This window comes from Sphingobium yanoikuyae, assembly GCF_034424525.1.
GTDB lineage: Bacteria > Pseudomonadota > Alphaproteobacteria > Sphingomonadales > Sphingomonadaceae > Sphingobium > Sphingobium yanoikuyae.
Genome location: NZ_CP139979.1, coordinates 3473456 through 3498984, shown reverse-complemented (window position 1 = coordinate 3498984; position 25529 = coordinate 3473456). Strand labels below are relative to the sequence as shown.

General features: G+C 66.6%; 20 protein-coding genes. 14 read left to right on the top strand and 6 right to left on the bottom strand.

Annotated features, from left to right (window positions below):
- The first annotated feature begins 69 nt into the window (after positions 1–69).
- From U0025_RS16090 to U0025_RS16055, 8 genes are all read left to right on the top strand, one after another.
- Positions 70–1704: a TldD/PmbA family protein gene (locus U0025_RS16090; RefSeq protein ID WP_004208452.1), complete on the top strand. Its 1635-nt coding sequence runs from the start codon at positions 70–72 to the stop codon at positions 1702–1704.
- A gap of 20 nt (positions 1705–1724) precedes the next feature.
- A complete protein-coding gene (locus tag U0025_RS16085) occupies positions 1725–3059 on the top strand; it encodes a TldD/PmbA family protein (protein WP_004208451.1) in 1335 nt (444 codons plus the stop codon).
- 174 nt (positions 3060–3233) lie between these two features.
- Complete coding sequence (locus U0025_RS16080) at positions 3234–3929, top strand: DUF4159 domain-containing protein (protein WP_037490513.1); 696 nt, start codon at positions 3234–3236, stop codon at positions 3927–3929.
- Between the two features lie 133 nt (positions 3930–4062).
- Positions 4063–5052: an AAA family ATPase gene (locus U0025_RS16075; protein ID WP_004208449.1), complete on the top strand. Its 990-nt coding sequence runs from the start codon at positions 4063–4065 to the stop codon at positions 5050–5052.
- Between the two features lie 15 nt (positions 5053–5067).
- Complete coding sequence (locus tag U0025_RS16070) at positions 5068–5961, top strand: DUF58 domain-containing protein (protein WP_004208448.1); 894 nt, start codon at positions 5068–5070, stop codon at positions 5959–5961.
- Positions 5958–7121, top strand: a complete 1164-nt coding sequence (locus U0025_RS16065; protein WP_004208447.1) for a BatA domain-containing protein — start codon at positions 5958–5960, stop codon at positions 7119–7121. Before U0025_RS16070 ends, U0025_RS16065 begins: the two co-directional genes overlap by 4 nt.
- On the top strand, positions 7118–9217 hold the full coding sequence (locus U0025_RS16060) for a DUF4175 family protein (RefSeq protein WP_004208446.1): 2100 nt from the start codon (positions 7118–7120) through the stop codon (positions 9215–9217). The genes U0025_RS16065 and U0025_RS16060 overlap by 4 nt, the downstream gene beginning before the upstream one ends.
- The gene (locus tag U0025_RS16055; protein ID WP_004208445.1) at positions 9214–11019 is read left to right on the top strand and encodes a hypothetical protein; all 1806 of its coding nucleotides are present in this window, start codon (positions 9214–9216) and stop codon (positions 11017–11019) included. The genes U0025_RS16060 and U0025_RS16055 overlap by 4 nt, the downstream gene beginning before the upstream one ends.
- On the opposite strand, the gene U0025_RS16050 is transcribed toward U0025_RS16055, so the two are convergent.
- Positions 11016–11909 carry a LysR family transcriptional regulator gene (locus U0025_RS16050; RefSeq protein WP_004208444.1) on the bottom strand — a complete coding sequence of 298 codons (894 nt, stop codon included), beginning with the start codon at positions 11907–11909 and terminating at the stop codon, positions 11016–11018. The genes U0025_RS16055 and U0025_RS16050 overlap by 4 nt on opposite strands.
- Positions 11910–12112: 203 nt before the next feature.
- On the opposite strand from U0025_RS16050, the gene U0025_RS16045 reads away from it, so the two are divergent.
- From U0025_RS16045 to U0025_RS16025, 5 genes are all read left to right on the top strand, one after another.
- Positions 12113–13618 (top strand): CoA-acylating methylmalonate-semialdehyde dehydrogenase, encoded by a 1506-nt coding sequence (locus U0025_RS16045; RefSeq protein WP_004208443.1) that lies wholly within the window; start codon positions 12113–12115, stop codon positions 13616–13618.
- 128 nt (positions 13619–13746) lie between these two features.
- Positions 13747–14889: an acyl-CoA dehydrogenase family protein gene (locus tag U0025_RS16040; protein WP_004208442.1), complete on the top strand. Its 1143-nt coding sequence runs from the start codon at positions 13747–13749 to the stop codon at positions 14887–14889.
- Positions 14890–14900: 11 nt separating this feature from the next.
- The gene (locus tag U0025_RS16035) at positions 14901–15965 is read left to right on the top strand and encodes an enoyl-CoA hydratase/isomerase family protein (protein WP_004208441.1); all 1065 of its coding nucleotides are present in this window, start codon (positions 14901–14903) and stop codon (positions 15963–15965) included.
- A 179-nt stretch (positions 15966–16144) separates the two neighbouring features.
- Complete coding sequence (mmsB, locus tag U0025_RS16030) at positions 16145–17032, top strand: 3-hydroxyisobutyrate dehydrogenase (RefSeq protein WP_004208440.1); 888 nt, start codon at positions 16145–16147, stop codon at positions 17030–17032.
- Between the two features lie 98 nt (positions 17033–17130).
- Positions 17131–18708: a cytochrome P450 gene (locus U0025_RS16025; RefSeq protein WP_004208439.1), complete on the top strand. Its 1578-nt coding sequence runs from the start codon at positions 17131–17133 to the stop codon at positions 18706–18708.
- Positions 18709–18746: 38 nt separating this feature from the next.
- On the opposite strand, the gene U0025_RS16020 is transcribed toward U0025_RS16025, so the two are convergent.
- The 5 genes from U0025_RS16020 to ligK all read right to left on the bottom strand — a co-directional run bounded on the left by U0025_RS16020 (position 18747) and on the right by ligK (position 24232).
- Complete coding sequence (locus U0025_RS16020) at positions 18747–19379, bottom strand: DUF4198 domain-containing protein (RefSeq protein WP_004208438.1); 633 nt, start codon at positions 19377–19379, stop codon at positions 18747–18749.
- A gap of 11 nt (positions 19380–19390) precedes the next feature.
- The gene (locus U0025_RS16015) at positions 19391–21460 is read right to left on the bottom strand and encodes a TonB-dependent siderophore receptor (RefSeq protein WP_004208437.1); all 2070 of its coding nucleotides are present in this window, start codon (positions 21458–21460) and stop codon (positions 19391–19393) included.
- A 156-nt stretch (positions 21461–21616) separates the two neighbouring features.
- Positions 21617–22504 carry an amidohydrolase family protein gene (locus tag U0025_RS16010; protein ID WP_004208436.1) on the bottom strand — a complete coding sequence of 296 codons (888 nt, stop codon included), beginning with the start codon at positions 22502–22504 and terminating at the stop codon, positions 21617–21619.
- The gene (locus tag U0025_RS16005) at positions 22501–23565 is read right to left on the bottom strand and encodes a 4-oxalomesaconate tautomerase (protein WP_004208435.1); all 1065 of its coding nucleotides are present in this window, start codon (positions 23563–23565) and stop codon (positions 22501–22503) included. Before U0025_RS16005 ends, U0025_RS16010 begins: the two co-directional genes overlap by 4 nt.
- On the bottom strand, positions 23558–24232 hold the full coding sequence (gene ligK / locus U0025_RS16000) for a 4-carboxy-4-hydroxy-2-oxoadipate aldolase/oxaloacetate decarboxylase (protein WP_004208434.1): 675 nt from the start codon (positions 24230–24232) through the stop codon (positions 23558–23560). The genes U0025_RS16005 and ligK overlap by 8 nt, the downstream gene beginning before the upstream one ends.
- A gap of 104 nt (positions 24233–24336) precedes the next feature.
- Here ligK and U0025_RS15995 point away from each other — a divergent pair, with 104 nt between their 5' ends.
- Positions 24337–25488, top strand: coding sequence for a LysR substrate-binding domain-containing protein (locus U0025_RS15995; protein ID WP_004208433.1), 1152 nt, complete (start codon positions 24337–24339; stop codon positions 25486–25488).
- The last annotated feature ends 41 nt before the right edge of the window (positions 25489–25529 follow it).

The following is a 25529-nucleotide window of genomic DNA, read 5'->3' as shown; positions in this document are numbered from 1 at the left end:
GGGTGCCAAGGGGGTGGCCTTCGCGACAAGACAGACCCGCGATCTGCGGGCATTCCAGTGGAGGCTATCTTGCATAGACGCGACTTCCTGGCCTTTGGCACCATGGGTGTCGGCGGGCTCGTCCTGCCGTCCTTTTTCGGCAAGGTCATTGCAGCAGAGGATCTGAACAGCGCGCTCGACGTCGGCTTCAAGAAGGGGCTGGCCGACGCCGCGATGAACGCGGCCAAGAGCGCCGGCGCCAGCTATTGCGACGTGCGCGTTGGCCGCTATCTGCGCCAGTTCGTCATCACCCGCGAAAAGAATGTCGAGAATATCGTCAACACCGAATCCACCGGTGTCGGTATCCGCGTTCTGGCCAATGGCGCCTGGGGCTTTGCCGCCACCAACGAGCTGAGCAAGGAAGCGGTTGCCAAGGCCGCGCAGCAGGCAGTCGCCATCGCCAAGGCCAATGCGCCGCAGCAGAGCGCCCCGGTCCAGCTCGCCCCGGTCAAGGGCGCGGGCGAGGTCAGCTGGAAGACGCCGATCGTCAAGAACAGCATGGCCGTGCCGATCAAGGACAAGGTCGAACTGCTGATGGGCGTGAACGCTGCCGCGATGGAGGCGGGCGCCGACTTCGTCAATTCGATCCTGTTCCTGGTCAATGAGCAGAAATATTTCGCCAGCACCGATGGCAGCTATATCGACCAGGACGTTCACCGCATCTGGGCGCCGATGACGGTCACCGCGGTCGACAAGACCAGCGGCAAGTTCCGCACGCGCGAGGGGCTGTCCTCGCCGATGGGCCTGGGCTTCGAATATCTCGATGGCGCGGCCAGCGGCAAGACCGTGCTGCCCAATGGCGTCACCGTCTATGGCAACAGCTATGACATGAAGGAAGACGCGATCGCCGCCGCCAAGCAGGCGCGCGCCAAGCTCAAGGCGCCGTCGGTCAAGCCGGGCAAATATGATCTGGTGCTCGACCCGTCGCACACCTGGCTGACCATCCACGAATCCGTCGGCCATCCGCTCGAACTGGACCGCGTGCTGGGTTATGAGGCGAACTATGCCGGCACCAGCTTCGCCACGATGGACAAGCTGCAGGCCCATTTCCAATATGGCAGCGACAAGGTGAACATCGTCGCCGACAAGGTCCAGCCCGGCAGCCTGGGCGCCGTCGCCTATGATGACGAGGGCGTGAAGACCAAGAAGTGGGATCTGATCCGCGACGGCAAGCTGGTCGGTTACCAGGCGATCCGTGACCAGGCCCATATCGAGGGCAAGAAGGAATCGGACGGCTGCGCCTATGCCGACAGCTGGTCCAATGTGCAGTTCCAGCGCATGGCCAATGTCAGCCTGGAACCGGGCAAGACCAAGCAGAGCGTCGCCGACATGATCGCAGGTGTCGAGGATGGCATCTACATCATCGGCGACGGCAGCTTCTCGATCGACCAGCAGCGCTACAACGCCCAGTTTGGCGGCCAGCTCTTCTACGAGATCAAGAACGGCAAGATCACCCAGCAGATCGAGGATGTCGCCTACCAGATCCGCACCCCGGAATTCTGGAATGCCTGCGTCGGCGTCTGCGACCAGAGCGACTATCGCCTGGGTGGCTCCTTCTTCGACGGCAAGGGCCAGCCGGCCCAGGTCTCCGCCGTGTCGCACGGGTCTTCGACCGCGCGCTTCAACGGTATCAACGTCATCAACACCGCGCGTTCGCTCGGCTGATCGCTTAGGGAGACAAGAACATGAGCATCCTTACCGAAGCGCAGGCCAAGGCCATCCTGACCAAGGTCGTCGCCCTGTCGAAGGCCGACGAGTGCACCGCGCAACTGACCGGCAAGATCCAGGGCAATATCCGCTTTGCCCGCAACGACGTGTCGACCGCGGGGCTGACCGACGATATCGAGCTGGCGGTCCAGGTTGCCTTTGGCAAGAAGGTCGGCACCGCCACCATCAACCAGTTTGACGACGCCTCGCTGGAACGGGTGGTGCGCCGGGCCGAAACGCTGGCCAATCTGGCCCCGGACAATCCGGAGTTCATGCCGGCGGTGGACAGGCAGGCTTACAAGGCCAGCCCGACCTTCGCCCAGTCGACCGCCGACATTACGCCGGAATATCGCGCCCAGGTGGCGTCGACCTCGATCAGCGCCTGCAAGTCGCAGAAGCTGATCGCGGCCGGCTATCTGGAGGATAATCAGAGCTTCGTCGCGATCGCCAACAGCAAGGGCAATTTCGGCTATCAGCGTTCGACCATGCTGGATTATACTTGCACCGTCCGTACCGAAGATGGCCGGGGTTCCGGCTGGGTCGGCACCGACACGCAGGAGGCCACCCGCTTCAAGGCGGACAGCGACATCCAGATCGCGATGCGCAAGGCATCGGCCTCGTCCGAGGCGAAGGCGCTGGAGCCGGGCAAATATACCGTGATCCTGGAACCGATGGCGGCCGCTGGCCTGATCGGCTTCATGTTCTACTTCTTCGGCGCGCGCGAGGCGGACGAGGGCCGCAGCTTCCTGTCGAAGAAGGGCGGCGGCAATAAGCTGGGCGAACAGGTGTTCGGACCGCAGGTCAATTTCTACACCGACCCGTGGGATCCGGTCGCGCCCTGCCTGCCGTGGGACGAGGATGGCCTCGCGCGCCAGCGCGTCGACATGGTCAAGGACGGCAAGGTCACCAACCTCAATTACAGCCGTTACTGGGCGAGCAAGCAGGGCAAGCCTGCAATCGGCCAGATGGGCAATATCCTGATGACCGGCGGCACCAAGACTACCGCCGATCTGGTCCGCTCGACCGAGCGCGGCGTGCTCGTCACCCGCACCTGGTATATCCGCATGGTTGATCCGCAGACCGTGCTGCTGACCGGCCTGACCCGCGACGGCACCTTCTATGTCGAGAACGGCCAGATCAAATATCCGATCAAGAATTTCCGGTTCAACGAGAGCCCGGTGATCATGCTCAACAATGTCGAAGAGCTGGGTCGCCCGGTCCGCGTGCCGCCGGACGAAGTGTCGATGAACATCGTCGTGCCGCCGATGAAGCTGCGCGACTTCACCTTCACCTCGCTCTCGGACGCGGTGTAAGGCAGGAAGCAACCCATAATCCTCCCCTGTGAAGGGGAGGTGGCTGGCCGAAGGCCAGACGGAGGGGTGTCACCCCATATCGATGGCGGGACACCCCTCCACCATTTGCTGCGCAAATGGTCCCCCTCCCCCAATGGGGGAGGATTATGCAGATTGGGCGTTCGATTAGCTTTGATGACACGCGGCGAGTTTCTTCGGTTGATGGCGGGCGGTCTGGCTGGCGCGATGCTGGCCCGTCCGCTTGCCGCCGCGGGAGGCTATGATTTCTGGTTTACGCGGCTGCGCTATGACTCGGGCGACTGGGACGTCGACCAGCGCATGCCGTCCAACCTCATCACCTCGCTGATCGATTATACGACGCTGCGGGTCGATCCGAAGGAGCATGTCATCGCCCTTTCGGACCCGAAGATGCTGACCGCGCCCTTCTGCTACATGGCGGGGCACAAGCTGGTCGAATTTTCGGAGGCCGAGCGGCGCAATTTCGAACGCTATGTCCGCAATGGCGGCTTCGTCCTGGTGGATGATTGCAACCATGACATAGACGGCCTCTTCGCTCGCTCGTTCGAGGCGCAGATGGCCAAGATTTTCGGCCCCAAGGGCTTGAAGACGCTGCCCAGGACCCACCCGGTCTATCGCAGCTTCTTCAAGTTTGACGGGCCGCCCAATACCGCGCTGGAGCTGAACGGCTGGGGCGACGATCTGGTCCACGACTATCTCAAGGGGATAGAGGTGAACGGGCGCCTGGGCGTTCTCTACAGCAACAAGGATTATGGCTGCGAGTGGGACTATGACTGGCGCAACAAGCGCTTCCTGGCCGAGGATAATACCAGGTTCGCGGTCAATATCGTGATGTACGCGCTGTCATCGTGACGCCTGCCGTCCGCCGCCTTTTCTACGTCATTCCCGCGAAGGCGGGAATCCACCTCCCAACCTCGCACCCGTGGAGAGCGTCGGAGATGGATCCCCGCCTGCGCGGGGATGACGGCATTTGCTAGGAACTATCATGACCGATATCAGCGAAGCGGAAATCCAGCAGAAACTGGCGCGCCTGGGCGAATTGCGCGGGGCGATCGGCCAGGCGATCGTGGGGCAGGGGGCCGTGGTCGAGCAGTTGCTGATCGGCCTGCTTGCCGGCGGCCATTGCCTGCTCGAAGGGGTGCCGGGCCTCGGCAAGACCTTGCTGGTCCGCTCGCTCGGCGAAGCGCTCAAGCTCGACTTCCGCCGGGTGCAGTTCACGCCGGACCTTATGCCCAGCGACATTCTCGGCACCGAATTGCTGGAGGAGGATCATGGCACCGGCCATCGCAGCTTCCGCTTCCAGCAAGGGCCTGTCTTCACCAACCTGCTGCTGGCCGACGAACTCAACCGCACCCCGCCCAAGACCCAGGCGGCGCTGCTGGAGGCGATGCAGGAGCGGACCGTCAGCTATGGCGGCACCACCTATAAGCTGCCTTCGCCCTTCTTCGTGCTGGCGACGCAAAATCCACTGGAACAGGCCGGCACCTATCCGCTGCCCGAGGCGCAGCTCGACCGCTTCCTCCTCCATATCCGGGTCGATTATCCGACCGAGCAGGAGGAGCATGACATTCTCGCCCAGACCACCGGCGCCAAGCCGGGCGCGGTGCCGGCGGTGATGCAGGGTGAGGAGGTGCTGGCGCTGCAGAAACTGGTGCGCGACGTGCATTTCGGCGAGGATCTGCTGCGCTGGGTGACGCGGATCGTGCGCGCCAGCCGTCCCGGCGAGGGCGCGCCGGACGAGATCCGCAAATATGTGAAATGGGGCGCGGGGCCACGTGCCGGCCAGTCGCTGATCCTGGCGGCCAAGGCGCGCGCCTTGCTCCAGGGCCGTCTGGCGGCGACGCGCGAGGATATCGTTGCGCTGGCCGGGCCGGTGATGCGCCACCGCCTGCTGCTGTCCTTCGCCGCCGAAGCCGAAGGCAAGAGTGCCGATGATGTCGTCGCCGCGCTTGTCCGCGCCGTGCCGCTCGGCTGATCCGGACGCGCAATCATGGCCGATTTCATCCCCCCAGACGTGCGGAGCCGGCTGAAAAGCCTGCGCCTGATCACGCGCCGGGCGGTGGGATCGCATGGGTTGGGCCTGCATCATAGTCACAGCCGGGGCGCGGGCCTCGAATTTGCGCAATATCGTGCCTATGAGCCGGGCGACGAGCTGCGCCAGATCGACTGGAAACTCTATGCTCGGTCGGACAAATTCTTTGTCCGGGAAGCTGAACGGGAAAGCCCGGTCGCGGTCTGGATCATGATGGATGCCAGCGCCTCAATGGGGCAGGCGGACGCGATCCGGTCCGATTACAGCCGTCTCGATGCAGCCAAGGGGATTGCCGCCAGCATCGCCGAACTGGCGATGCAGCAGGGCGATCGTTTCGGCTGGATGGCGCTGTCCGACGCTGGGCTGCGGCTGTTGCCGCCCGCCACCGGCCTGCGCCAGCGCGACCGGCTGCTGCTCGACATGCTGCCGCTGCGGGCCGAAGGGGGCTTTGCCGCCGAAGCGCAATTGGGGCCGGTCTGGGAACGGATCGGCGCGCATGATCTGGTGATCCTGCTCAGCGACTGTTTCGAGCCGGGCGCGATCGAGCTGGTCGAGAAATTGTCAGCCGCCGGGCGCGAGGTTCTGGTGATCGAGATGCTGACGGTCGGCGAGCGCGATTTCCCGTTCGACGGCGGTTATCGCTTCCGCGACCCGGAGACGGGCGAGGAACTGCTGGGCGACGGCGCCGCGCTGCGCGCCGAATTTCTGCGCCGCTTCGGCGAGGCACGGGCGGAACTGCATGCCCGGCTCGATGCGGTCGGCATCCGCCGCGCGACTCATGTGCTGGACGAGCCGATCGATATGCCGCTGCGCCGCCTGTTCGGCGCCCATGACGCGGCCGAATATTCATGACGCCCGCCTTGCTGCTCCCCGCCGCGCTGGCCGGCCTGCTGGCGCTGCTGATCCCGCTCGCGATCCATATCGCCCGGCGCAGCGAGCAGTTGCCGACCGATTTCGCTGCGCTGCGCTGGCTGCGGCAGAAGCCCAAGCCCCGGTCCCGGTTACGGTTCGACGAATGGCTGCTGCTTGCCATGCGCCTCGCCCTGCTGGCGCTGGTCGCGCTGTGGCTCGCCCATCCGGTGCTGTTCGGCGCGGCGAGCAAGCAGGCTTATGTGGCGCTGACGCCCGGCCTCGATCCGGCGGTGGTGAACGACAAGGCACTGGCCGATGGCAGGGCGCATTGGCTGGCCCCGGGCTATCCCCGCGTCGAACCGGGCAAGCCGATCATGACCGAGGCCATCCCGATCGGCAGTCTGGTGCGCCAACTCGACGCTGAGCTGCCGCAGGACGCGCCGCTCACCATCATCGTGCCGCAGATGATTCAGGGCGCCGATGCGGAGCGGCCGCGCCTGTCGCGCAAGGTCGACTGGCGCATCGTCCCCGGCGCGATGTCGGCGGGCAAGCCTGTGCCGGTGATGGTGCCGCGGATCGCGATCCGAGCCGATGCGAGCCATGCTGCGGGGCTGCGTTACCTCAATGCCGCCGCGCTTGCCTGGCAGCCGGCGGGCAAGTCGGCCGATGTCGACAGCGGCCCGCTCAACGCCGCACTGCCGCCGTCGGACAAGATCTTGTTCTGGATGAGCGCCGGCACTTTGCCGGAAGCGCTGCAACGCTGGATCGCGCAGGGCGGGCAGGCGATCGTCGCCTCCGATGCGCTGCTGCCCCAGGGGACGACGCCCGCGCCTCTGTGGCAGGATGATCTTGCCCGGCCGCGGGTGGAGGCGATGCCGATCGGCAAGGGCCGGCTGCTGCGCTTCACCCGCCCGTTGCAGCCCGCGCAGATGCCGCAATTGCTGGAGGCGGATTTCCCCGTCCGCCTGCGCGCGCTGATTCAACCGCCGAGCGTTGCACCACAGCGCGCCGATGCCGCCGCCTATGCGCCACTCACCGGCGGACGTGCCTATCCGCAAACGCCGGCCGACCTGCGCCCCTGGCTGGCGCTGCTGATCGCGGCGCTGCTGCTGGTCGAGCGCTGGTTCGCCACCGGCCGCAAGCGGGCGATCGCGCCATGAGTGCCGACGCCTTGCTCTCCACCTGGCTGACGCCCAGTCGCCGGCGCGTGCGGTTTGATACGCTGCTGCTCGGCCTGCCGATCCTGCTGCTGGCGGGCGCGCTGGTCTGGCGTTCCGCCGGACTGGTGCCGGCCGCCATCCTGCTGCTGCTCGGCGCTGGCCTGCTCGGCACCCTCGTCATCCGCCGCGCCCGGCGTTTCGATCAGGCCTGGCTGGTCCGCCGTCTCGATGCTAGCCGCGCCGATCTGGAGGATAGCAGTGCGCTGCTCTTCGCCGATCCGCAAGCGCTGGGGCCGCTGCAACGGCTGCAACGCGCTCGGCTCGACCAGCGGTTGGGGCAGGGCATGCCGGAGGAACTGGCGCCGGACTGGTCGCGCCGCGCGATCATCGCGCTTTGGGCCGTGGCCCTGCTCGGCATCGCGGCCCTGCTGCTCTGGCCGCGTAGCGCGACCAAGCCGGTCGTGCTCGCGCCCGCCGCCGAGGGCATCGCGGCCAAACCCGGCATCCCGCGCCTGGTCGCACAAAATCTGCGCATCATCCCGCCCGCTTATACCGGCCTGCCGCTGCGCGACGAAGCCAAGCTCGACGCCCGCGCGCCGCTCGGATCACGCCTCGAATGGACCTTCCGCTTCGATCCGCAGGCAAGCGCGCCGGCGTTGCTGCCGCTGGGCGGCGCCGCCGTGGCGCTGCGCCGTGACGGCGATCACTGGATCGCCAGCCGCACGCTGGATGCCTCCTTCCTCTACCGCGTCGATCCGGCATCCGGGCGCGGGCCGCTGCCGCCGCTGCACCGGATCGACGGCGTCGCCGATGCGCTGCCGCAGGTGAAGCTGATCGCGCCCGCCGCCAGCCTCAACATGGTGACGCCGGGCCAGCGCAGCTGGACGCCGGTCTTCGCCGCGAGCGACGATTATGGCGTCGCCGCCACCGCCCGGCTGCGCATCACCCTGGCGATTGGCGAGGGCGAGAATATCCGCTTCACCGAGCGCGAGATCGCCGTGTCCGGCACCGGCCTGGCGCGCGACCGGCGCTTCGCCCCGCGCATCGATTTCGGCGCGCTCGGCTTTTCGGCCGGTGGCGACATGGTGGTGCAGATCATCATCCGCGACAATCGCGCACCGTCGCCGCAGGAGGTGCGCGGCCCCAGCGTCATCCTGCGCTGGCCCGCGGCCAAGGCGCCCGAAAGCGGCGGCCTGCAGGGCATGGTCAACACCACTTTGCCGGCCTATTTCCGCAGCCAGCGCCAGATCATCATCGATGCCGAGGCGCTGCTGAAGCGCAAGCGCAGCCTGTCGGCCGACAAATATCTGTCGCAATCCAACGGCATCGGTAATGATCAGAAAATCCTGCGCGGCCGCTACAGCCAGTTCCTGGGCGGCGAGAGCGAAGGCGAACCCAGCCTGTCGACCGCCGATGCGGATGGCCATGGCGAGGGTGACGGCCATGATCATGGTCCGCCGGTCGCGACCCCCAATGTCTTTGGCGAGAAGGAGGATGTGCTCGCCGAATTCGGCCATCCGCACGATGAATCGCCCGCCTCCAGCCTGGCCCCGGAAACCCGCGCGATCCTGAAACAGGCGGTGGATGAGATGTGGCAGTCGGAAATGCAGTTGAAGCAGGGCCGACCGGACCTGGCCTTGCCCTTCGCCTACAAGGCGCTGCGCTTCATCAAGGAAGTGCAGCAGGCGACCCGCATCTTCCTGTCGCGGGTCGGCCCGGAACTGCCGCCGATCGATCCCGCCCGGCGCATGACCGGCAAGCGCGAGGGGATAGCCGGCCATTTCGAGCCGCTGGTCGCGGTCGAGGGCGATGACGGCCCGGCCGCCGCCGCTTGGCGCGGGCTGGCGCAAGGACCGGTGCCGCTCGACGCGCTGGAGGGCTGGGCCCGCACCAACGCCACGCGCCTGCCCGATCCCCTGGCATTGAGCGGTGCGATCGACGCGGTCCGTCGTGAACCGGGCTGCACCGCCTGTCGCGACAAGCTACGCGCGCAATTGTGGATGGCGATGGAGCGGCCGTCCGGTGGCGTGGCGCGGCGCCGCCCGGCCGACGCGACCGGCGCCCGCTATCTCGGTACGATCGGGGGACGGCCATGAACGCGCAACTCATCACAGCGCTTCTGCTGGGCGCGGCCGTGCTGGTCGGCTGGGCAAGGCTGCTGCTGTGGCAGCGCGCCGCCGGCGATCTGGGCGCACGGCCCTGGCGCCTCGCCGCCCTGCTGTTGCTCCAGCCGGTTGTCGCGCTGCTTCTCTATTTCGGGCTGTTCCCGCCCACGCTGCCGGTGGCAGGCGGCACGCTGACCGTCGCGACCCAGGGCAGTTCGCGCTTCGCCTCGGCCGGCAAGGGCGCGCATCTGGTCGCGCTGCCCGAAGCGCCGGACGTGGCGGGCGCGCAGGCGATGCCGGATCTGGCGACCGCATTGCGCCGCTATCCCGACACGCGCCGCCTGATCATCCTGGGGCAGGGCCTCGTCGCCCGCGACCGCGATGCGGCGAGGGGGCTTGCGATCGACTATACGCCGCCGGCCGCCGCCGCAGGACTGATCGCGCTAGCCCGGCCTGACCGGATCGCGCCGGGCGCAACCTTCGCCGTGGGTGGACAGGTGGCGGGCCTCTCCAAGGCGCAGGTCGAACTGCTCGATCCCGCCGGGCGCGTCACTGATGCCGCCGCTGTGGATGCCGATGGCCGCTTCAGTCTGACCGGCACCGCGCGCGCCGCCGGCACCGCCGAATTCACCCTGCGTCTGCGCCGCGCCGATGGCGGGCTGGTCGAACAGGCATTGGTGCCGCTGCGGATCGAGGGCGATGCCGCGCCGCGCTTGCTGATCCTGGCCGGGGCGCCAGGGCCGGAAGTCAAATATCTGCGCCGCTGGGCGACCGACGCCGGCTATGCCGTCACCGTCAACATGAGCGCGGGCGGCGGCATTGCGCTGGGCGACGCACCGGTGGCGATCAACGCCACCAGCCTGCGCCGCTATGACCTGCTGGTCGCCGATGACCGCGCCTGGGCCGGTCTGGGCGGCGGACGCGGCGCGGTGCTGGAAGCGGTGCGCGGCGGCATGGGCCTGCTGCTACGCGGCAGCGGCCCGGCCGACGGCGCGCTGCGCGGCCAGTGGCGCGCGCTGGGTTTCGATCTGTCCGGCGGCAATGGCGTCGCGCCGATCGCCCTGCCGGCGCCGCTGGCCGCCGATCGCGCCCGCACCCGTGCCGGCATCGGCAGCGCCGACATACCCGCGGACCTCAATATCGGCGACGACCTTTTGCCCGAAGCGACCCGCATGGACGGCGTCCCGGCCGGCCGTGACGCGGTTCCGCTGGCGCAGGACGCTGCCGGCACGCCGCTCGCCGCCTGGCGCGCGCTGGGCGCGGGTCGCGTCGCGGTCTGGACCGGCCTCGACAGCTTTGGCCTGGTGCTGAGCGGCCGGGGCGATCTTTACGGCGACTGGTGGGGGCGGATGATGACCGCCGTCGTGCGCCCGGCACCGGGGTCTGTTCCCGCCTTCACCGGCCCGGCCTGGGTCGGCGAGCGGATCAGCCTGTGCGGCCTGAAGCCCGGCGCCCGTGTCGATGGCGCGCGCTTGGCGACCGATCCGGCGACCGGCGATTGCGCCGCCTGGTGGCCCGATCGGGCGGGATGGCACCAGTTGCGCCGGGCGGATGGCGCATTCGCCGCCTTCTACATCCATCCCGCCAATGCCCTGCCGGCCTTGCGCATCGCGCAGATGCATCAGGCCATGGCCCTGCTGCAGGGCGCCGACGACAAGAGCGATCCTGCCACAGCCGCGCGCGCCGTTCCCGGCCCGTCCTGGCCCTGGCTTCTCGGTTGGCTGATCGCCAGCGCCCTGCTCTGGTGGTTCGAGCGGTCCCGGATCGGCCGCGCGGCGGCCCCGAAGTCCTAACCCGTGCCCAGCATCACCGGCCGCAGCCGCTCGCTCGTCGCCACCAGCCAGCCGACAAACTGGTCGATCCGGGCAATGCCACGCAGGTCGCGGGGCACCACCAGCCAGAAGCTGCGCTGGATATCGACCGCCTCAGGCAGCACGCGGACCAGCCCCGGCATGGCGTCGCCGATGAAGCAGGGCAATATGCCGCAGCCCGCGCCGCTGGCGATGATCTCCGCCTGGGCATTGATGCTGCTCGACCGGATCGCCGGTTCCAGCCGGGCATCGACCTCCGCCAGATAGCGTAGTTCGGGCGCATAGATCTGATCGGGGACATAGCCGACCAGCACATGGCGCAGCAGGTCGCCTTTGGCCTTCAACGGCGGCGCGCCGTCCAGATAAGCGGCCGTGGCGTAGAGGCCCAGATGATAGTCGGTCAGCTTGCGGGTGATCAGCGGGCCGGTCTTGGGCCGGGCCAGCATCACCGCGATGTCCGCCTCGCGCCGGGAGGGGTTGAGGAAGCCGCTCGACGCCACCAGGTCGATCTCGATCCGGGGATGATCGGCGGTGAAGCTGCGCAGATGGGGCGCGATCACCCGGCTGCCAAAGCCTTCCGACGCGCTCAGCCGGATCGTTCCGGCCATCTGCGCGCCGGCCGCGCTGCCGCTCCGCTGCACGCCGAGCGCCGCCGCCTCCATCCGCTCGGCCTGTTCCAGCAGGCGGGTGCCATGGTCGGTCAGCACATGGCCGGCCGGCGTATGCTCGAACAGGCGTTGCTCCAGCGCCTGCTCCAGCCGCTTGATCCGCCGCGAGATGGTCGTGGCGTCCATCCTGGTCATCGCCGCCGCCGCGCTCAGTCGCTCGGTGCGCGCCACCGCCAGGAACAGGCGCAAGTCATCCCAGTTCATCGGTGCGGCGTTTTTGCAGGATAGATATGCATATCCGTCAGCTTGCCTGCATTTATGATATCCTGCAAGGCGGGGTGAAAGCATCGTGCGGAAAAGTGGGAACCGGTTTTCCGCTTCAAACGATGCGACAAAAGAAGTTGGAGCGCGCGACTTGCGTCAGGGTGATCGCAGCGCGCTCCAAAGCATATTGGAGAGGATGGACCATGCGTATCATCGATCATGTCATCAGCGGTCAGGCCAGTGATGGGGCGGGCGACGGCGGCCGCACCAGCGACGTCTTCGACCCCAATAATGGCGGCGTGCAGGCGCAGCTGCGCCTCGGCACACAGGCCGACCTGGACGCTGCCATGGCCGCCGCACTTGCCGCCCAGCCGGCCTGGGCCGCGACCAATCCGCAGCGCCGCGCCCGCGTCATGTTCGCGTTCAAGACGCTGGTCGAACAGAATATGGACGAACTCGCCCATCTGCTCAGTTCCGAACATGGCAAGGTGATCGCCGATTCAAAGGGCGATATCCAGCGCGGGCTGGAGGTGATCGAATTCGCCTGTGGCATCCCGCATCTGCTCAAGGGCGAATATACCCAGGGCGCCGGCCCCGGCATCGACGTCTATTCGATGCGCCAGCCGCTCGGCGTGGTCGCCGGCATCACCCCGTTCAATTTCCCGGCGATGATCCCGATGTGGATGTTCGGCGTCGCTATCGCCTGCGGCAATGCCTTCATCCTGAAGCCCAGCGAGCGCGACCCCAGCGTCCCCGTGCGCCTAGCCGAACTGATGCGGGAGGCCGGCTTGCCCGACGGCGTGTTGCAGGTCGTCCATGGCGACAAGGAAATGGTCGATGCGATCCTCGATCATCCGGAGATCCGGGCGGTCAGCTTCGTCGGCTCCTCCGACATCGCCCATTATGTCTATCGCCGCGGCGTCGAGGCGGGCAAGCGCGTCCAGGCGATGGGTGGCGCCAAGAATCATGGCATCGTCATGCCCGACGCCGATCTCGACCAGGTGGTGAATGATCTTGCCGGCGCAGCCTTCGGCTCGGCCGGCGAGCGCTGCATGGCGCTGCCGGTAGTGGTGCCGGTGGGCGAGGCGACGGCGATCGCGTTGCGCGAAAAGCTGATCCCGGCGATCGACGCGCTGCGGGTCGGCGTCTCGACCGATGCCGACGCCCATTATGGCCCGGTCGTCACCGCCGCGCACAAGGCGAAGATCGAGAGCTATATCCAGATGGGCGTCGATGAAGGCGCCGAACTGGTGGTCGACGGCCGCGGCTTCACGCTGCAGGGGCATGAACAGGGCTTCTTCGTCGGCCCGACTTTGTTCGATCGGGTGACGCCGCAGATGCGCAGCTATCAGGAGGAGATTTTCGGCCCCGTGCTCCAGATGGTGCGCGCCGACAGCTTCGAGGACGCGCTGCGCCTGCCGAGCGACCATCAATATGGCAATGGCGTCGCCATCTTTACCCGCAACGGCCATGCCGCGCGCGAATTTGCCGCGCGGGTCAATGTCGGCATGGTCGGCATCAACGTGCCGATCCCGGTGCCGGTCGCCTATCACACGTTCGGCGGCTGGAAGCGCAGCGCCTTTGGCGACACCAACCAGCATGGCATGGAAGGGGTGAAATTCTTCACCAAGGTGAAGACCGTCACCCAGCGCTGGCCCGACGGCGGCGCGACTGGCGACAGCGCCTTCGTCATCCCGACCATGGGGTGATGGGAAGCGGGGAGGCGATGAAGCCTCCCCGGACAGGACGCTGCAGGTTGACGCTGCATGCCCCCGTCGCGCTAATGGGTGCCGGATCAAGTCCGGCATGACGAATGGAAAAAAATGAGACAAACCCCATGACCCAGTTCGACCTCACCGACGAGCAGCGCGCCGTGCAGGAACTGGCGCAGCGCTTCACCGCCGATGCGATCACGCCCCATGCGGCCAGGTGGGACGAGGATCATCATTTCCCCCGCGACACCATCCGCCAGGCCGCCGAACTGGGCTTTGGCGCCATCTATGTGTCGGAAGAGAGCGGGGGCATCGGTCTTGGCCGGCTTGAATCCGCGCTCATCATGGAAGCGATGGCCTATGGCTGCCCCTCCACCTCGGCCTTCATCTCGATCCACAATATGGCGGCCTGGATGATCGACCGCTTCGGCGACGATGCGGTGAAACAGCGCTATCTCCCGTCGCTCGTCACCTGCGAGACGATTGCCTCCTACTGCCTGACCGAACCGTCCGCCGGCTCCGACGCGGCGTCGCTGCGCACCCGCGCGATGCGGGACGGCGACCATTATGTCGTCACCGGTTCCAAGGCGTTCATTTCGGGCGGCGGCGAAAATGACATCTATGTCGTGATGGTCCGCACCGGCGAGGATGGCCCCAAGGGCATCAGCTGCCTGGTGATCGAAAAGGACATGGAAGGCGTCAGCTTCGGCGCGCAGGAGCGCAAGCTCGGCTGGCATTCGCAGCCCACCGCCCAGGTCAATTTCGACGGCGTCCGCGTGCCGGTCGCCAACCGGGTCGGGGTAGAGGGGCAGGGCTTTGCCATCGCCATGGCCGGGCTTGATGGCGGCCGTCTCAACATCGGTGCCTGCTCGCTCGGTGGTGCCCAGCGTGCGCTGGACGAGGCGGTCGGCTATACCCGCGACCGGCGTCAGTTCGACCGCGCCATCGCCGATTTCCAGAATACGCAGTTCACCCTGGCCGACATGGAGACCGAGCTTCAGGCCGCCCGCGCGCTGCTCTATCTCGCCGCCGCCAAGGTGAGCGAAGGCGCACCCGACAAGACCAAATTCGCCGCCATGGCCAAGCGTTTCGCGACCGACACCGGATCGGCCGTGGCCGACCGCGCGCTGCAGCTGCATGGCGGCTATGGCTATCTGATGGACTATCCGGTCGAGCGCATCTGGCGCGATCTGCGGGTCCACCGCATCCTGGAGGGCACGAACGAGATCATGCGCATGATCACCGCCCGCGAACTGCTCAAGGCCTGAAGGGGACGACCATGACCGACGACGTGCTGATTGCGGTGGAGGGCGGCGTCGGCCGCCTGCGGTTGAACCGGCCCAAGGCGATCCATGCCCTGACCCGCGCCATGTGCGCGACCATGACCGATGCGCTGCTCGCCTGGCAGGATGATCCGACGATCCGCGCGGTGATGATCGACCATGCCGAAGGGCGCGGCTTCTGTGCCGGCGGCGACATCCGCCTGATCGCGGAAAGCGCGGCCGGCGACAATCTGGCGGCACGCGATTTCTTCGCGACCGAATATCGCCTGAACCATCTGCTCTTCACCTATGGGAAACCGGTGATCGCCTTCATGGACGGCATCACCATGGGCGGCGGCGTCGGCATCGCCCAGCCGGCGCGCTATCGCGTCGCGACCGAACGCACCGTCTATGCCATGCCGGAAACCGGCATCGGCCTGTTCCCCGATGTCGGCGGCGGCTGGTATCTTTCCCGCCTGCCGGGCCGGTCGGGCCGCTATCTCGCCGTCACCGGCGCGCGCATCGACGGCGCGGACGCGATCGCGCTCGACCTTGCCACCGACTATCTGCCGAGCGACCGGCTGGAGGAGGCGAAGGCCGTGATCATCGCCGACCCGTCCGATATCGGCGCCGCGCTCGCGCGCTTCGCCGCTATGCCGCCCGACAGCCATTTCGCCAACCGCCTGCCGGACATCGACCGGCTGTTCGCCAGCGACCGGCTGGAGGATATCTATGCCGCCTTGCGCGCCGACGGATCGGACTGGGCGCAGGCGCAGCTTGCCGCGCTCGACACCAAATCGCCCCAGACGATGAAGGTCGCGCTGCGGCAACTGGCGCAGGCCAGCCGCCTGACCCGCTTCGTCGACAATATGGCGATGGAATATGATCTCGCCTGCCGCATCATCGCCCGGCCCGACATTGTCGAAGGCGTGCGCGCGCTGATCGTCGACAAGGACAACCAGCCGCGCTGGAATCCGCCGACGGTGGAGGCGGTGACCGACCAGCTGGTCGACGCGATCTTCGCGCCGCTGCCGGACGGCGAGCGCTGGACCCCGCTGCCCCAGGCGGCGGTCGACGCCTGAGAATGTATTTGGAAATGCGCCGTTGGCGCATCCGCACCAGCCCGCACCCCCACCCGACCACCCATCAGGGTACCATGTCTGGGCGGTCGGGTGGGGGTGCGGGCTGGTGCCGCATCGAAAATGCGCTCTTCCGCGCATTTTCCAGACAGGTTCTGATAGAATAATAGGAGAGGACAGACATGAGCAGCATCGGCTTCATCGGCCTTGGCAATATGGGCGGCGGCATGGCCGCCAATCTGGTGAAGGCGGGGCATGACGTCACCGCCTTCGACCTGTCCGAAGCCGCGCTGGCCCGCGCCGAGGCGGCCGGTTGCACCCGCGCCGCGTCCGCCGCGGAAGCCGTTAAAGCTGTCAACATCGTTGTCACCATGCTGCCCGCCGGCAAGCATGTCCGCGCCGTCTATGGCGAGCAATTGCTGGGTGCGGTCGGGCCGGACACGCTGCTGATCGATTGCTCGACCATCGATGTCGCATCGGCCCGCGCCGTCATCGAACAGGCGGCCGAGCATGGCCTCGCCATGGTCGATGCGCCGGTGTCGGGCGGCATCGCGGCGGCCAATGGCGGCACCTTGACCTTCATGGTCGGCGGCGAGGATGCCGCCTTCGCCCGCGCCGAACCGATCTTGCAGGCGATGGGCAAGGCGGTGATCCATGCCGGCGCGGCGGGCGCGGGGCAGGCGGCGAAGATCGTCAACAACATGCTGCTGGGCGCCACCATGGTCGCCACCTGCGAAGCCTTCGCCCTCGCCGAAAAGCTGGGTCTCGATCTCCAGACCTTCTTCGACATCTCGTCCAAGGCGTCGGGGCAGAGCTGGTCGATGACCAGCTATTGCCCGGTACCCGGCGTCGGTCCGGAAACGCCGGCCGACCGCGACTATGAAGGCGGTTTCGCCAATGCGCTGATGCTCAAGGATCTGAAACTCGCGGTGGAGGCCGCCCATGGCGTCGACGCCAGCGTGCCGATGGGCGCGGCGGCGGAATCGCTCTATCAGGCGCTGGTCAATGCCGGCGCCGGGGGCAAGGATTTCTCGTCCATGATCCGCTTCCTCAAGGGCGCGGCGGCCTAACATCCCTGACTTGACCGCAACCACATATGATCTACTGTGTATCATATGTGGTTGCGCGATCGCTCCTGCGCGCGTGACGGCAGCATGGGAGAGAGATGATGGTGGCACTGGAGGCGCGCGATTATTTTACCGATCGCGGCATATTGCAGGATCCCTATGCCTTTTTCGAGGCGGTCCGGGCACATGGCCCGGTCTATCAGCCGCCGGGACGGGACTATCTGATCGTCACGGGCTTTGACGAAACGCTCGAAGTCCTCGCCAATGCCCAGGATTTTTCCGCCGTCAACGCGCTGCAGGGGGCCGCGGCGCCCTTGCCCTTTGACCCGCAAGGCAGCGACATCAGCGCGCAGCTTGAAGCGCATCGGCCCGATTTTCCCGGCGGCACGATGCTGGTCGGGCTGGACGACATGCCCCACACAATGCTGCGCGGGCTGGTCAACCGGCTGTTCACCCCGTCCCGCCTCAAGGCGAACGAGCGCTTCATATCGGACTATTCGGACCATCTGGTGCGCCAGGCGGTGGCGCGGGGGCGGACCGAACTGATCCGGGACATCGCCACGCCCTTCGTCACGTTGGTGATCGCCGATCTGCTGGGCGTGCCGGCGGAGGATCGCCAGCGCTTCATGGATGTGATCGATGCGGCGCCGCCGCCCGGCAGCCTGGACGCGGCGGACAATGACTATGCGGGGGAGGGGCATCCGCTGATCGTCATGGGTTCCTATTTCGCCGCCTATGTCGAGGATCGGCGGCGTCATCCGCGCGAGGATATATTGACCGAGCTGGCGCTGGCCAAATATGCCGACGGGACCACGCCCAGCGTGGCGGAGATCGTCAATCTCGCCACCTTCCTGTTCGGCGCCGGGCAGGACACCAGCGCCAAGCTGCTGGGCAACGCCATGCGCCATATTGTCGATCAGCCGGGGCTACAGGACCAATTGCGCGCCGACCCGGCGCTGATCCCGGCCTTGATCGAGGAAGTGCTGCGGATCGAGGGATCGAGCAAGCAGACGGCGCGGGTCGCGCGGCGCGATACCCGGATCGGCGATCGGCTGGTGCCGGCGGGTACCTGCATATTGCTGGCACTGGCGGCGGCCAATCGCGATCCTGCGCGCTGGGACGCGCCGGCAGAGTTGCAACTGGATCGCCCCCGCATCCGCGAGCATGTCGCCTTCGGCCGGGGCAAGCATGTCTGCGCCGGCGCGCCGCTCGCCCGTGTCGAGGTGCGGATCATCCTGGAGAAGTTTCTGGAGCATAGCAGCGCGATCGAACTCGACCCGACCCGCCATGGCCCGCCCGGTGCCCGCGACCTGCATTTCGAGCCGAGCTTCATCATTCGCGGGCTGGCCGACCTGCACCTGATACTGACGCCATCGACCACCGCATTGGCCGATCGGGGTGAGGCGGGCGCTTTCCCCGTTGCAGGGCAGACGCCGCAAGCGCAGGTGGAACCACAGGACGAAATGCTGTCGACCACGCACACGAAGATCGGCGTGCTGCTGGCCGATCCGCAGACGCGCAGCCTGCTCGATCGCTATTTTCCCGGCGTGGCGGATGACCAGCGCATTGCGATGGCAAGGGGCATGACGCTCCGCGCGATCCAGCCCTTTGCCCCGTCGCAGTTCACCGATGCGGCGCTCGACGCGCTGGACGCGGATCTGGCGGCGCTCGCCGCATGAGGCGGCGGCGCGGGTCGATGGCCCGCGCCGCTCCAGTGTCAGTTATTGACGAAGGTCAGCGTGGCGATGTTGTAGAGCGTCGCCACCTTGGCGCCGCGCAGGCTGAGGTCGCCCTTTTCCTCCTGCGTCGCGGTCAGGATATAGCGGCCCTTTTCCCTGATCGGCAGGGTCACGCGGCCCTGGGCGTCGGTGACGAAGCCCTTCGACCATTTGTCGGGCGAGATCGCGGTTACCTTGACCCCGGCCAGCGGCTTGCCGTCGCGGACCAGCGTGAAGCTGTTGGCGCCCGCAGCGGTCGGCACGATTTCCAGCGGCATCCCGGCCTTGGCCTCGCTGCGGCCGGCGCGCGCATAATAGATCACGCCTTCCTTCTTGCCTTCCTCGCCCCAGGGATCGAACACGCTGTCGTCGATCACGCGCACGTCGCCGGCAGGCACGGCGACTTCGATATAGCCGGCCTTGCGCACCTGCGCGGCGGGGGAGGCGGGCACCAGCTTGGGCGCCTTGAGCTTCTCGAACTCGGGATCGCCACCCTCGGGCAGCGGATCGCCCGGTTCGCCCAGATAGATGCGCGCCGGGCCGGCGCCGTCCCGTTCGACCCACACTTCATGCGCCTGCGCCATTGCGGGCAGGCAGGCGATCGCCAGCAGCGCACTAGTCCATTTCAGCATAGTCTCTCTCCTCAGAAACGGAAGCCGACCGTGCCCATGACGTTGCGCGGCGCGCCCATGAAGCAGTCGCCACGCGCCAGACAGGACGCGTAGAATTTCTTGTTGAGCAGGTTGGTCGCATTGAGCGCGAAGCGCCAGTCCTGCCAGGTGATTTCCGCCAGCGCATCGACGGTGGTGCGCGACGGCGTGACGATCGACCAGATCGCGCTGGTCGACACGCTCTTGCCGCTATAGACAACGCCGCCGCCCAGGCGCAGCTGCGCCTCGTCGGCCAGGCCGAAGGTCTTGGTGGACCAGAGCGACGCGGTGTGGCGTGGCATATAGTCGAGGCTGGTGTTGGTTTCCGACTTCAGCTTCGAATAGCCATAATTGGCCAGCAGTTCGAAATTGCCGGGCAGGGTGTGGCTCGCCTCGATCTCGAAGCCCTTGGTGTTGAGCACGCCCGACTGTTCGGTGCCGCCAGCTGCGAGATAGAGGACGCGGTTGCGCTCCTTGATCTTGAACACGGTGGCGGTGACCAGGGTGCTGGGGGCGGGCTGCCACTTCACGCCGGCTTCATATTGGGTGCCGGTCTGCGGCTTGTAGGCATCGCCATAGCTGCCATCGCCATTGTCGATCCGGCCGGCGACCGGCAGGAAGCTTTCGGTGTAGCTGAAGAAGGGCGAGATGCCGGCACCGATTTCGCCGATGATGCCGGCGCGGAAGGTGGTGGCGTTGTCCTTCTGGCCCGAAGAGCCGGTCACGCGATCGCGGCGGGCGCCCAGCACGACCGATACCCGGTCATAGAAGCGGATCTGGTCCTGGACATAGACGCCCAACTGCTTCTGGCTGTCGCTGGTGAAGGGGCCAGTCGGATCATAGGTCGCCAGCGCATCATAATCGATGTCGTAAAGGTCGACCAGTTCATAGCCGCCGGCATAACGCTTGGACACCTTGTTCCAGCTATAGTCGATGCCTACCAGCAGCTTGTGCTCGATATTGGCGCCGGTGTTGAAATTGAACTGGACGTTGTTGTCGGTCGAAAAGACGTTCATCCGCGCGTCGCTGGCGTCGGCTGTCAGCGCGATGGTGCGCCCGTCGGTGCCATAGACCGAGAAGGGATCCTGCGGGTTGGTATAGCTGTCGGCATAATGGGTGTTATATTCGAGGTCGCTGTCGATATAGCGCGCCTTGAGGCTCAGCTTCACATTGTCGGAGAAGCGGTGGGTGATCGAGCCGCCACCCTGCAGCGACCGGCCATCATAGCGATCCCAGCCGGCCTTGCCGACGAAGGTGTAGCGATCGAGCTGCTCGCCCGCGACATTGTTGGGCATGAAGGTGCCGACGATCGGCAGGAACTGCGACGTCGAGCCGGTATCATCCTCCTGATACAGGCCGGTCAGCACGATGTCGGTATCCGGCGTCGGCTGCCAGCGGATCGAGGGCGCGAACATCACGCGGTCGTCGGGGACATGGTCGACATAGGTGTCGGCGTCGCGGACGCGGCCGACGAAGCGCACTGCCAGATTGTCGGCCAGCGCGACATTGACGTCGCCCATCGCCTCCTTGCGGTCATAGCTGCCATAGACGAGGTTGAGTTCGCCGCGCGTGGTGAAATCGGGCGTCTTGCTGACCAGGTTGACCAGGCCGCCGATCGACCCCTGGCCGAACAGCACCGATGCCGGGCCGCGCAGGATTTCCACGCGCGAGAAATTATAGGGGTCGGACGTAATCGACGCATAATAGCTGAAGATGTCGCGCATGCCGTCGCGGAACTGCAGCGCGTCCAGGCCACGGACGTTGAAGCCATCGACGCGGGTATCGCGGCCATAGGGGTTGGCCAGCACGCCGGCGGCATATTTCACCGTGTCGCTGATGCTGATCGCGCCCTGCGACAGATATTGTTCGGACGTGATGACCTTGATCGGCTGGGGCAGTTCGACCAGCGCCGTATCGGTCTTGGACCCGGTGGTCGCGGCGGTGACGACGATGCTGTCTTCGTCAGTGCGGGGGGCGTCCGCAGCGGCCGCCTCTGCCGACCAGGCAGTGCCATGGCACAGCGCGATCAGGGCCGCGCCGCTCAATGCGATGAACTTCTTCATATGGGATCCCCCGTGACTCGTTTATGGGGCGCCCATAGCGATATTGATATTCGTTCGCAATTCTGTTGACTTGCATTTGCGAGAAGCCTGTTGCGCAAATGCAACCGGCCGCCCCAGACGGAGCGGCCGTGTGCTGATTGGAAACCGGCTGTGGCCTTATAATTCTTCGGGCCAGTAGAGCCGCATGGGGTTGTCGATCAGCAGCTTGCGCTGCAATTCCACCGTCGGGGCGATGCGCGGGATCATGTCGACCAGATGGCCGTCGTCGGGGATCACATCCTGCATGTTCGGGTGCGGCCAGTCGGTGCCCCACAACACGCGATCCTGATAATCGGCGACCAGCGGCGCGACCGCTTCGGCAAAGGCGTTCCACGGATCGCCCGTTGGATCGAGCCGATCCGGGCAGGTCGCCTTGAACCAGATGTCGTCACGGCTGTCGAGGAAGGCGCGGAACGCCTTCATGTCGGCGCCATCCGGCCCCTGGGTCACGTCCGGGCGGCCCATATGGTCGATCACCAGCGGCACCGGGATTGCGTCCATGAAGGGGCGCAGTTCTTCGAGAATGTCGGCCTCGAAATAGATGACGACATGCCAGCCCTTGGGCAGGCGCCTGGCCACTTCGAGGAACTTGTCCTTGGGCGCGTCATCGACCAGGCGCTTCAAAAAATTGAAGCGGATGCCGCGCATTCCGCCCTCATGCAGGGCAGCGAGATCGGCCTCCGAAATGGCCGGATCGACCACGGCGACGCCGCGCGCCTTCCCGTTCGACTTGGTGATGGCATCCAGCGTCGCGGCATTGTCTGTGCCGTGGCAGCTTGCCTGGACGATGACGTTGCGGGCGAAGCCCAGATGGTCGCGCAGCGCGAACAGCATGTCCGGACCGGCATCCTGCGGCAGATATTTCGCCTTCGCGCTGAAGGGAAATTGCGCCATCGGGCCGAACACATGGCAATGGGCGTCGATCGCGCCGGCCGGCGGGGTGTAGCGCGGTTTGGACGGATTGCCGTGCCAGCTGATGATGCGGCCAGGTTCAGGGGCGGTCATGCGAAAATCTCTCCATCCATCAGCTTGCGCGCGGTGCGCAGCATGGCGGCGCTGATCACCGCGCCACTCTCGTCCAGTTCCATCACGCAGGTCGTCTCGCCGGTGGGATGCTCGACCGAGAGTGTCTTGCGGTTGCCCGAAGGTATCGAGGCGACTTCGGCTGCGGGCGACCCCTCGATCAGGCAGGCGGTGGCGACGCTGACCGCGCCGAGCACGCCGATCGAGGCATGGGCGCGATGCGGGATGAAGCTGCGCACCGTGACCGCGCCGCCATCGCGGGGCGGGGCGACCAGCATCATCTTGGGAACGGACTTTTCCTTGACGTCGCCCAGGTTCATCCGTTCGCCGACAGCCAATCGGATCGCCTCGATCCGGGCCTTGAGCGCAACATCCTTGTCCAGCGTGTCGCGGTCCTCATAGCCGGTGATGCCGACATCCTGCGCCTTCATGACGGCGCAGGGCATGCCATTGTCGATCAGGGTGACGCGCACGCCCTCGACCTCGTCAAAGGCGTTGCCGGTCGGCAGCAGCGCGCCGCAGGAGGAGCCGGCGGTATCGCGAAATTCCAGCGGGATCGGCGCGGCGCTGCCGGGCACGCCGTCGATCCTGGCCTCGCCATCATAGCGGACCGTGCCGCCGGGCGTCTGCATCGTGGCGATCGCGATCTGTCCGGTATTTTCCATGAAGATGGCGACGCGGGTCTCGCCGTCCTGCGCGGCAACGAGGCCACGCTCGATCGCGAAGGGGCCGATGCCGGCCAGGATATTGCCGCAATTCTGCGCATCGCTGACGATCGCCTGATCGACGAAGACCTGGAGGAAGAGATAGTCGACATCGACGCCCTCCCGATCGGATTTCCTGACGACCGCAACCTTGCTGGTCAGCGGATCGGCGCCGCCCATGCCATCGATCTGGCGCGGATCGGGCGACCCCATGACCCGCAACAGGAAGGCGTCGCGCGCGGCACTGTCGGCGGGCAGGTCTTCCGAAAGGAAATAGCCGCCCTTGGACGTGCCGCCCCGCATCCACATGACGCGGGCACAGGTCTGGACGTCAGACATATTTGAGGCCCATTTCCTGCAGGCGCGGGCGCATATTGTAGATGTCGAGGCCCAGTTCCCCGGCGGCCAGGCGGACGCGCTTGGCTTCCTCGGCGGCCTCGCGGGCCTGCGCCTTTTCCAGCACGGCGGCGGCGTCGGCGCGCGGCACGATGCACACGCCATCATCGTCGGCGATGATCACGTCGCCCGGATTGACCAGCGCATTGGCGCACACGACCGGGATATTGACCGATCCCAGCGTGCCCTTGATCGTGCCCTGGGCATGGACCGCCTTGGACCAGACCGGGAAGTTCATCTGCTTGAGGTCGCGCACGTCGCGGACGCCCGCGTCGATGATGAGGCCACGGCAGCCGCGTGCCTGGGCAGAGGTGGCGAGCAGGTCGCCGAAATAGCCGTCGGTGCAGGGGCTGGTCGGGGCGAGCAGCAATATGTCGCCTTCCTTCAGCTGTTCGATCGCGACATGGACCATCCAGTTGTCGCCCGGCGGGGTGGAGATCGTCACCGCGCTGCCGGCGATGCGGGCGCCCGGATAGATGGGGCGCATATAGGGGGCGAGCAGGCCCTTGCGGCCCTGGGCTTCGTGGACGGTGGCGACGCCCGCCTTGGCGAGGCCATCGATGACGGCGAGGTCCGCCCGTTCGATATTCTGGACGACAATGCCGGACATCAAGCCTTCTCCTAGCGCATAAGTTGACAGCGATGTGGACAGGTGCAGCGCGATGCTCAAATCCGAACTGGAACCAGTGCATAAATTTTTGCTAAGTGTTGGACATGAACCCCGACCAGTTCAATATCCGTCATCTCGCCGCGATGGCGGCCGTGGTGGAGCTTGGCAGCGTCAGCCTGGCGGCGCGCGCGGTCAATCTGACCCAGCCGGCGGTGACCCAGGGGATCGCCAAGCTGGAGGCGCAACTGGGCCTGTCGCTGTTCGCGCGTCAGCCCGGCGGCATGGTCGCGCTGGAACCGGCGGAACGGCTGAAGCCCCGGATTGATGCGGCGCTGCGGCTGATCGGCAGCAACCGGGTGACGGCGGCGCAGGTGCGCGCCTTCGTCGCGCTGGCGCGCGGCGGCAGCTATGCGGCGGCGGCGGTGGCGACCGGCGTGGCCGAACCCTCGCTGCATCGCGCGGTCGGCGATCTGGGGCTGGCGCTGGGGCAAAGGCTGGTCGACCGGCGCGGGCGTGGCGTGATGCTGACCAGGGCCGGGACGGTGTTGGCGCAGCGGCTGCGGCTGGCGCTGGCGGAATTGCGGCAGGGGCTGGAGGATCTGGCCGACCTGCGCGGGCAGGAGGGCGGGCGCATCCTGGTCGGCGCGATGCCGCTGTCGCGCGCGCGCCTGATCCCCGATGCGATCGCCCGGTTCCGCACCGATTTTCCGCAGGTCGACATCAGCGTGCATGAAGGATCGCATGCCGAACTGGTCGGCCCGCTGCGCGATGGCGAAATCGACATGATGGTCGGTGCGCTGCGCGATCCCGCCATGGCGCTGGACCTGGCGCAACGGCCCTTGTTCGAGGATCAGCCGACCATCCTGGCGCGGCGCGGCCATGCGCTGGCGGCGGGCTGGGACGCCGATGCGCTGCGCTGCTATCCCTGGATATTGCCGCCGGAGGGAACGCCGCTGCGGCAATTGTGGCAGGCGATGTTTGCGGCGCTCGGCGGGGATCTGCCGGCGGTGCCGATCGAATGCGGATCGGTGATGACGATCCGGCAATTGCTGGTCGGCGGCGAGTATCTGACCTTGCTGTCGCACGATCAGCTGGCGCTGGAGCTGGAGGCGGGGCTGCTGATCGATATCGGCCCGGCACCCGGTGCGATCAGCCGGACCATCGGCCTCACGACGCGGGCCGACTGGCGCCCGACCCGGTTGCAGCAGCAGTTCATGGCCGCGATCGATCAGGCTGCGGCACATATGAATTCGTAAAATCTTATACTGGTCCAGCGGATTCGATTGGCGGCATCAGA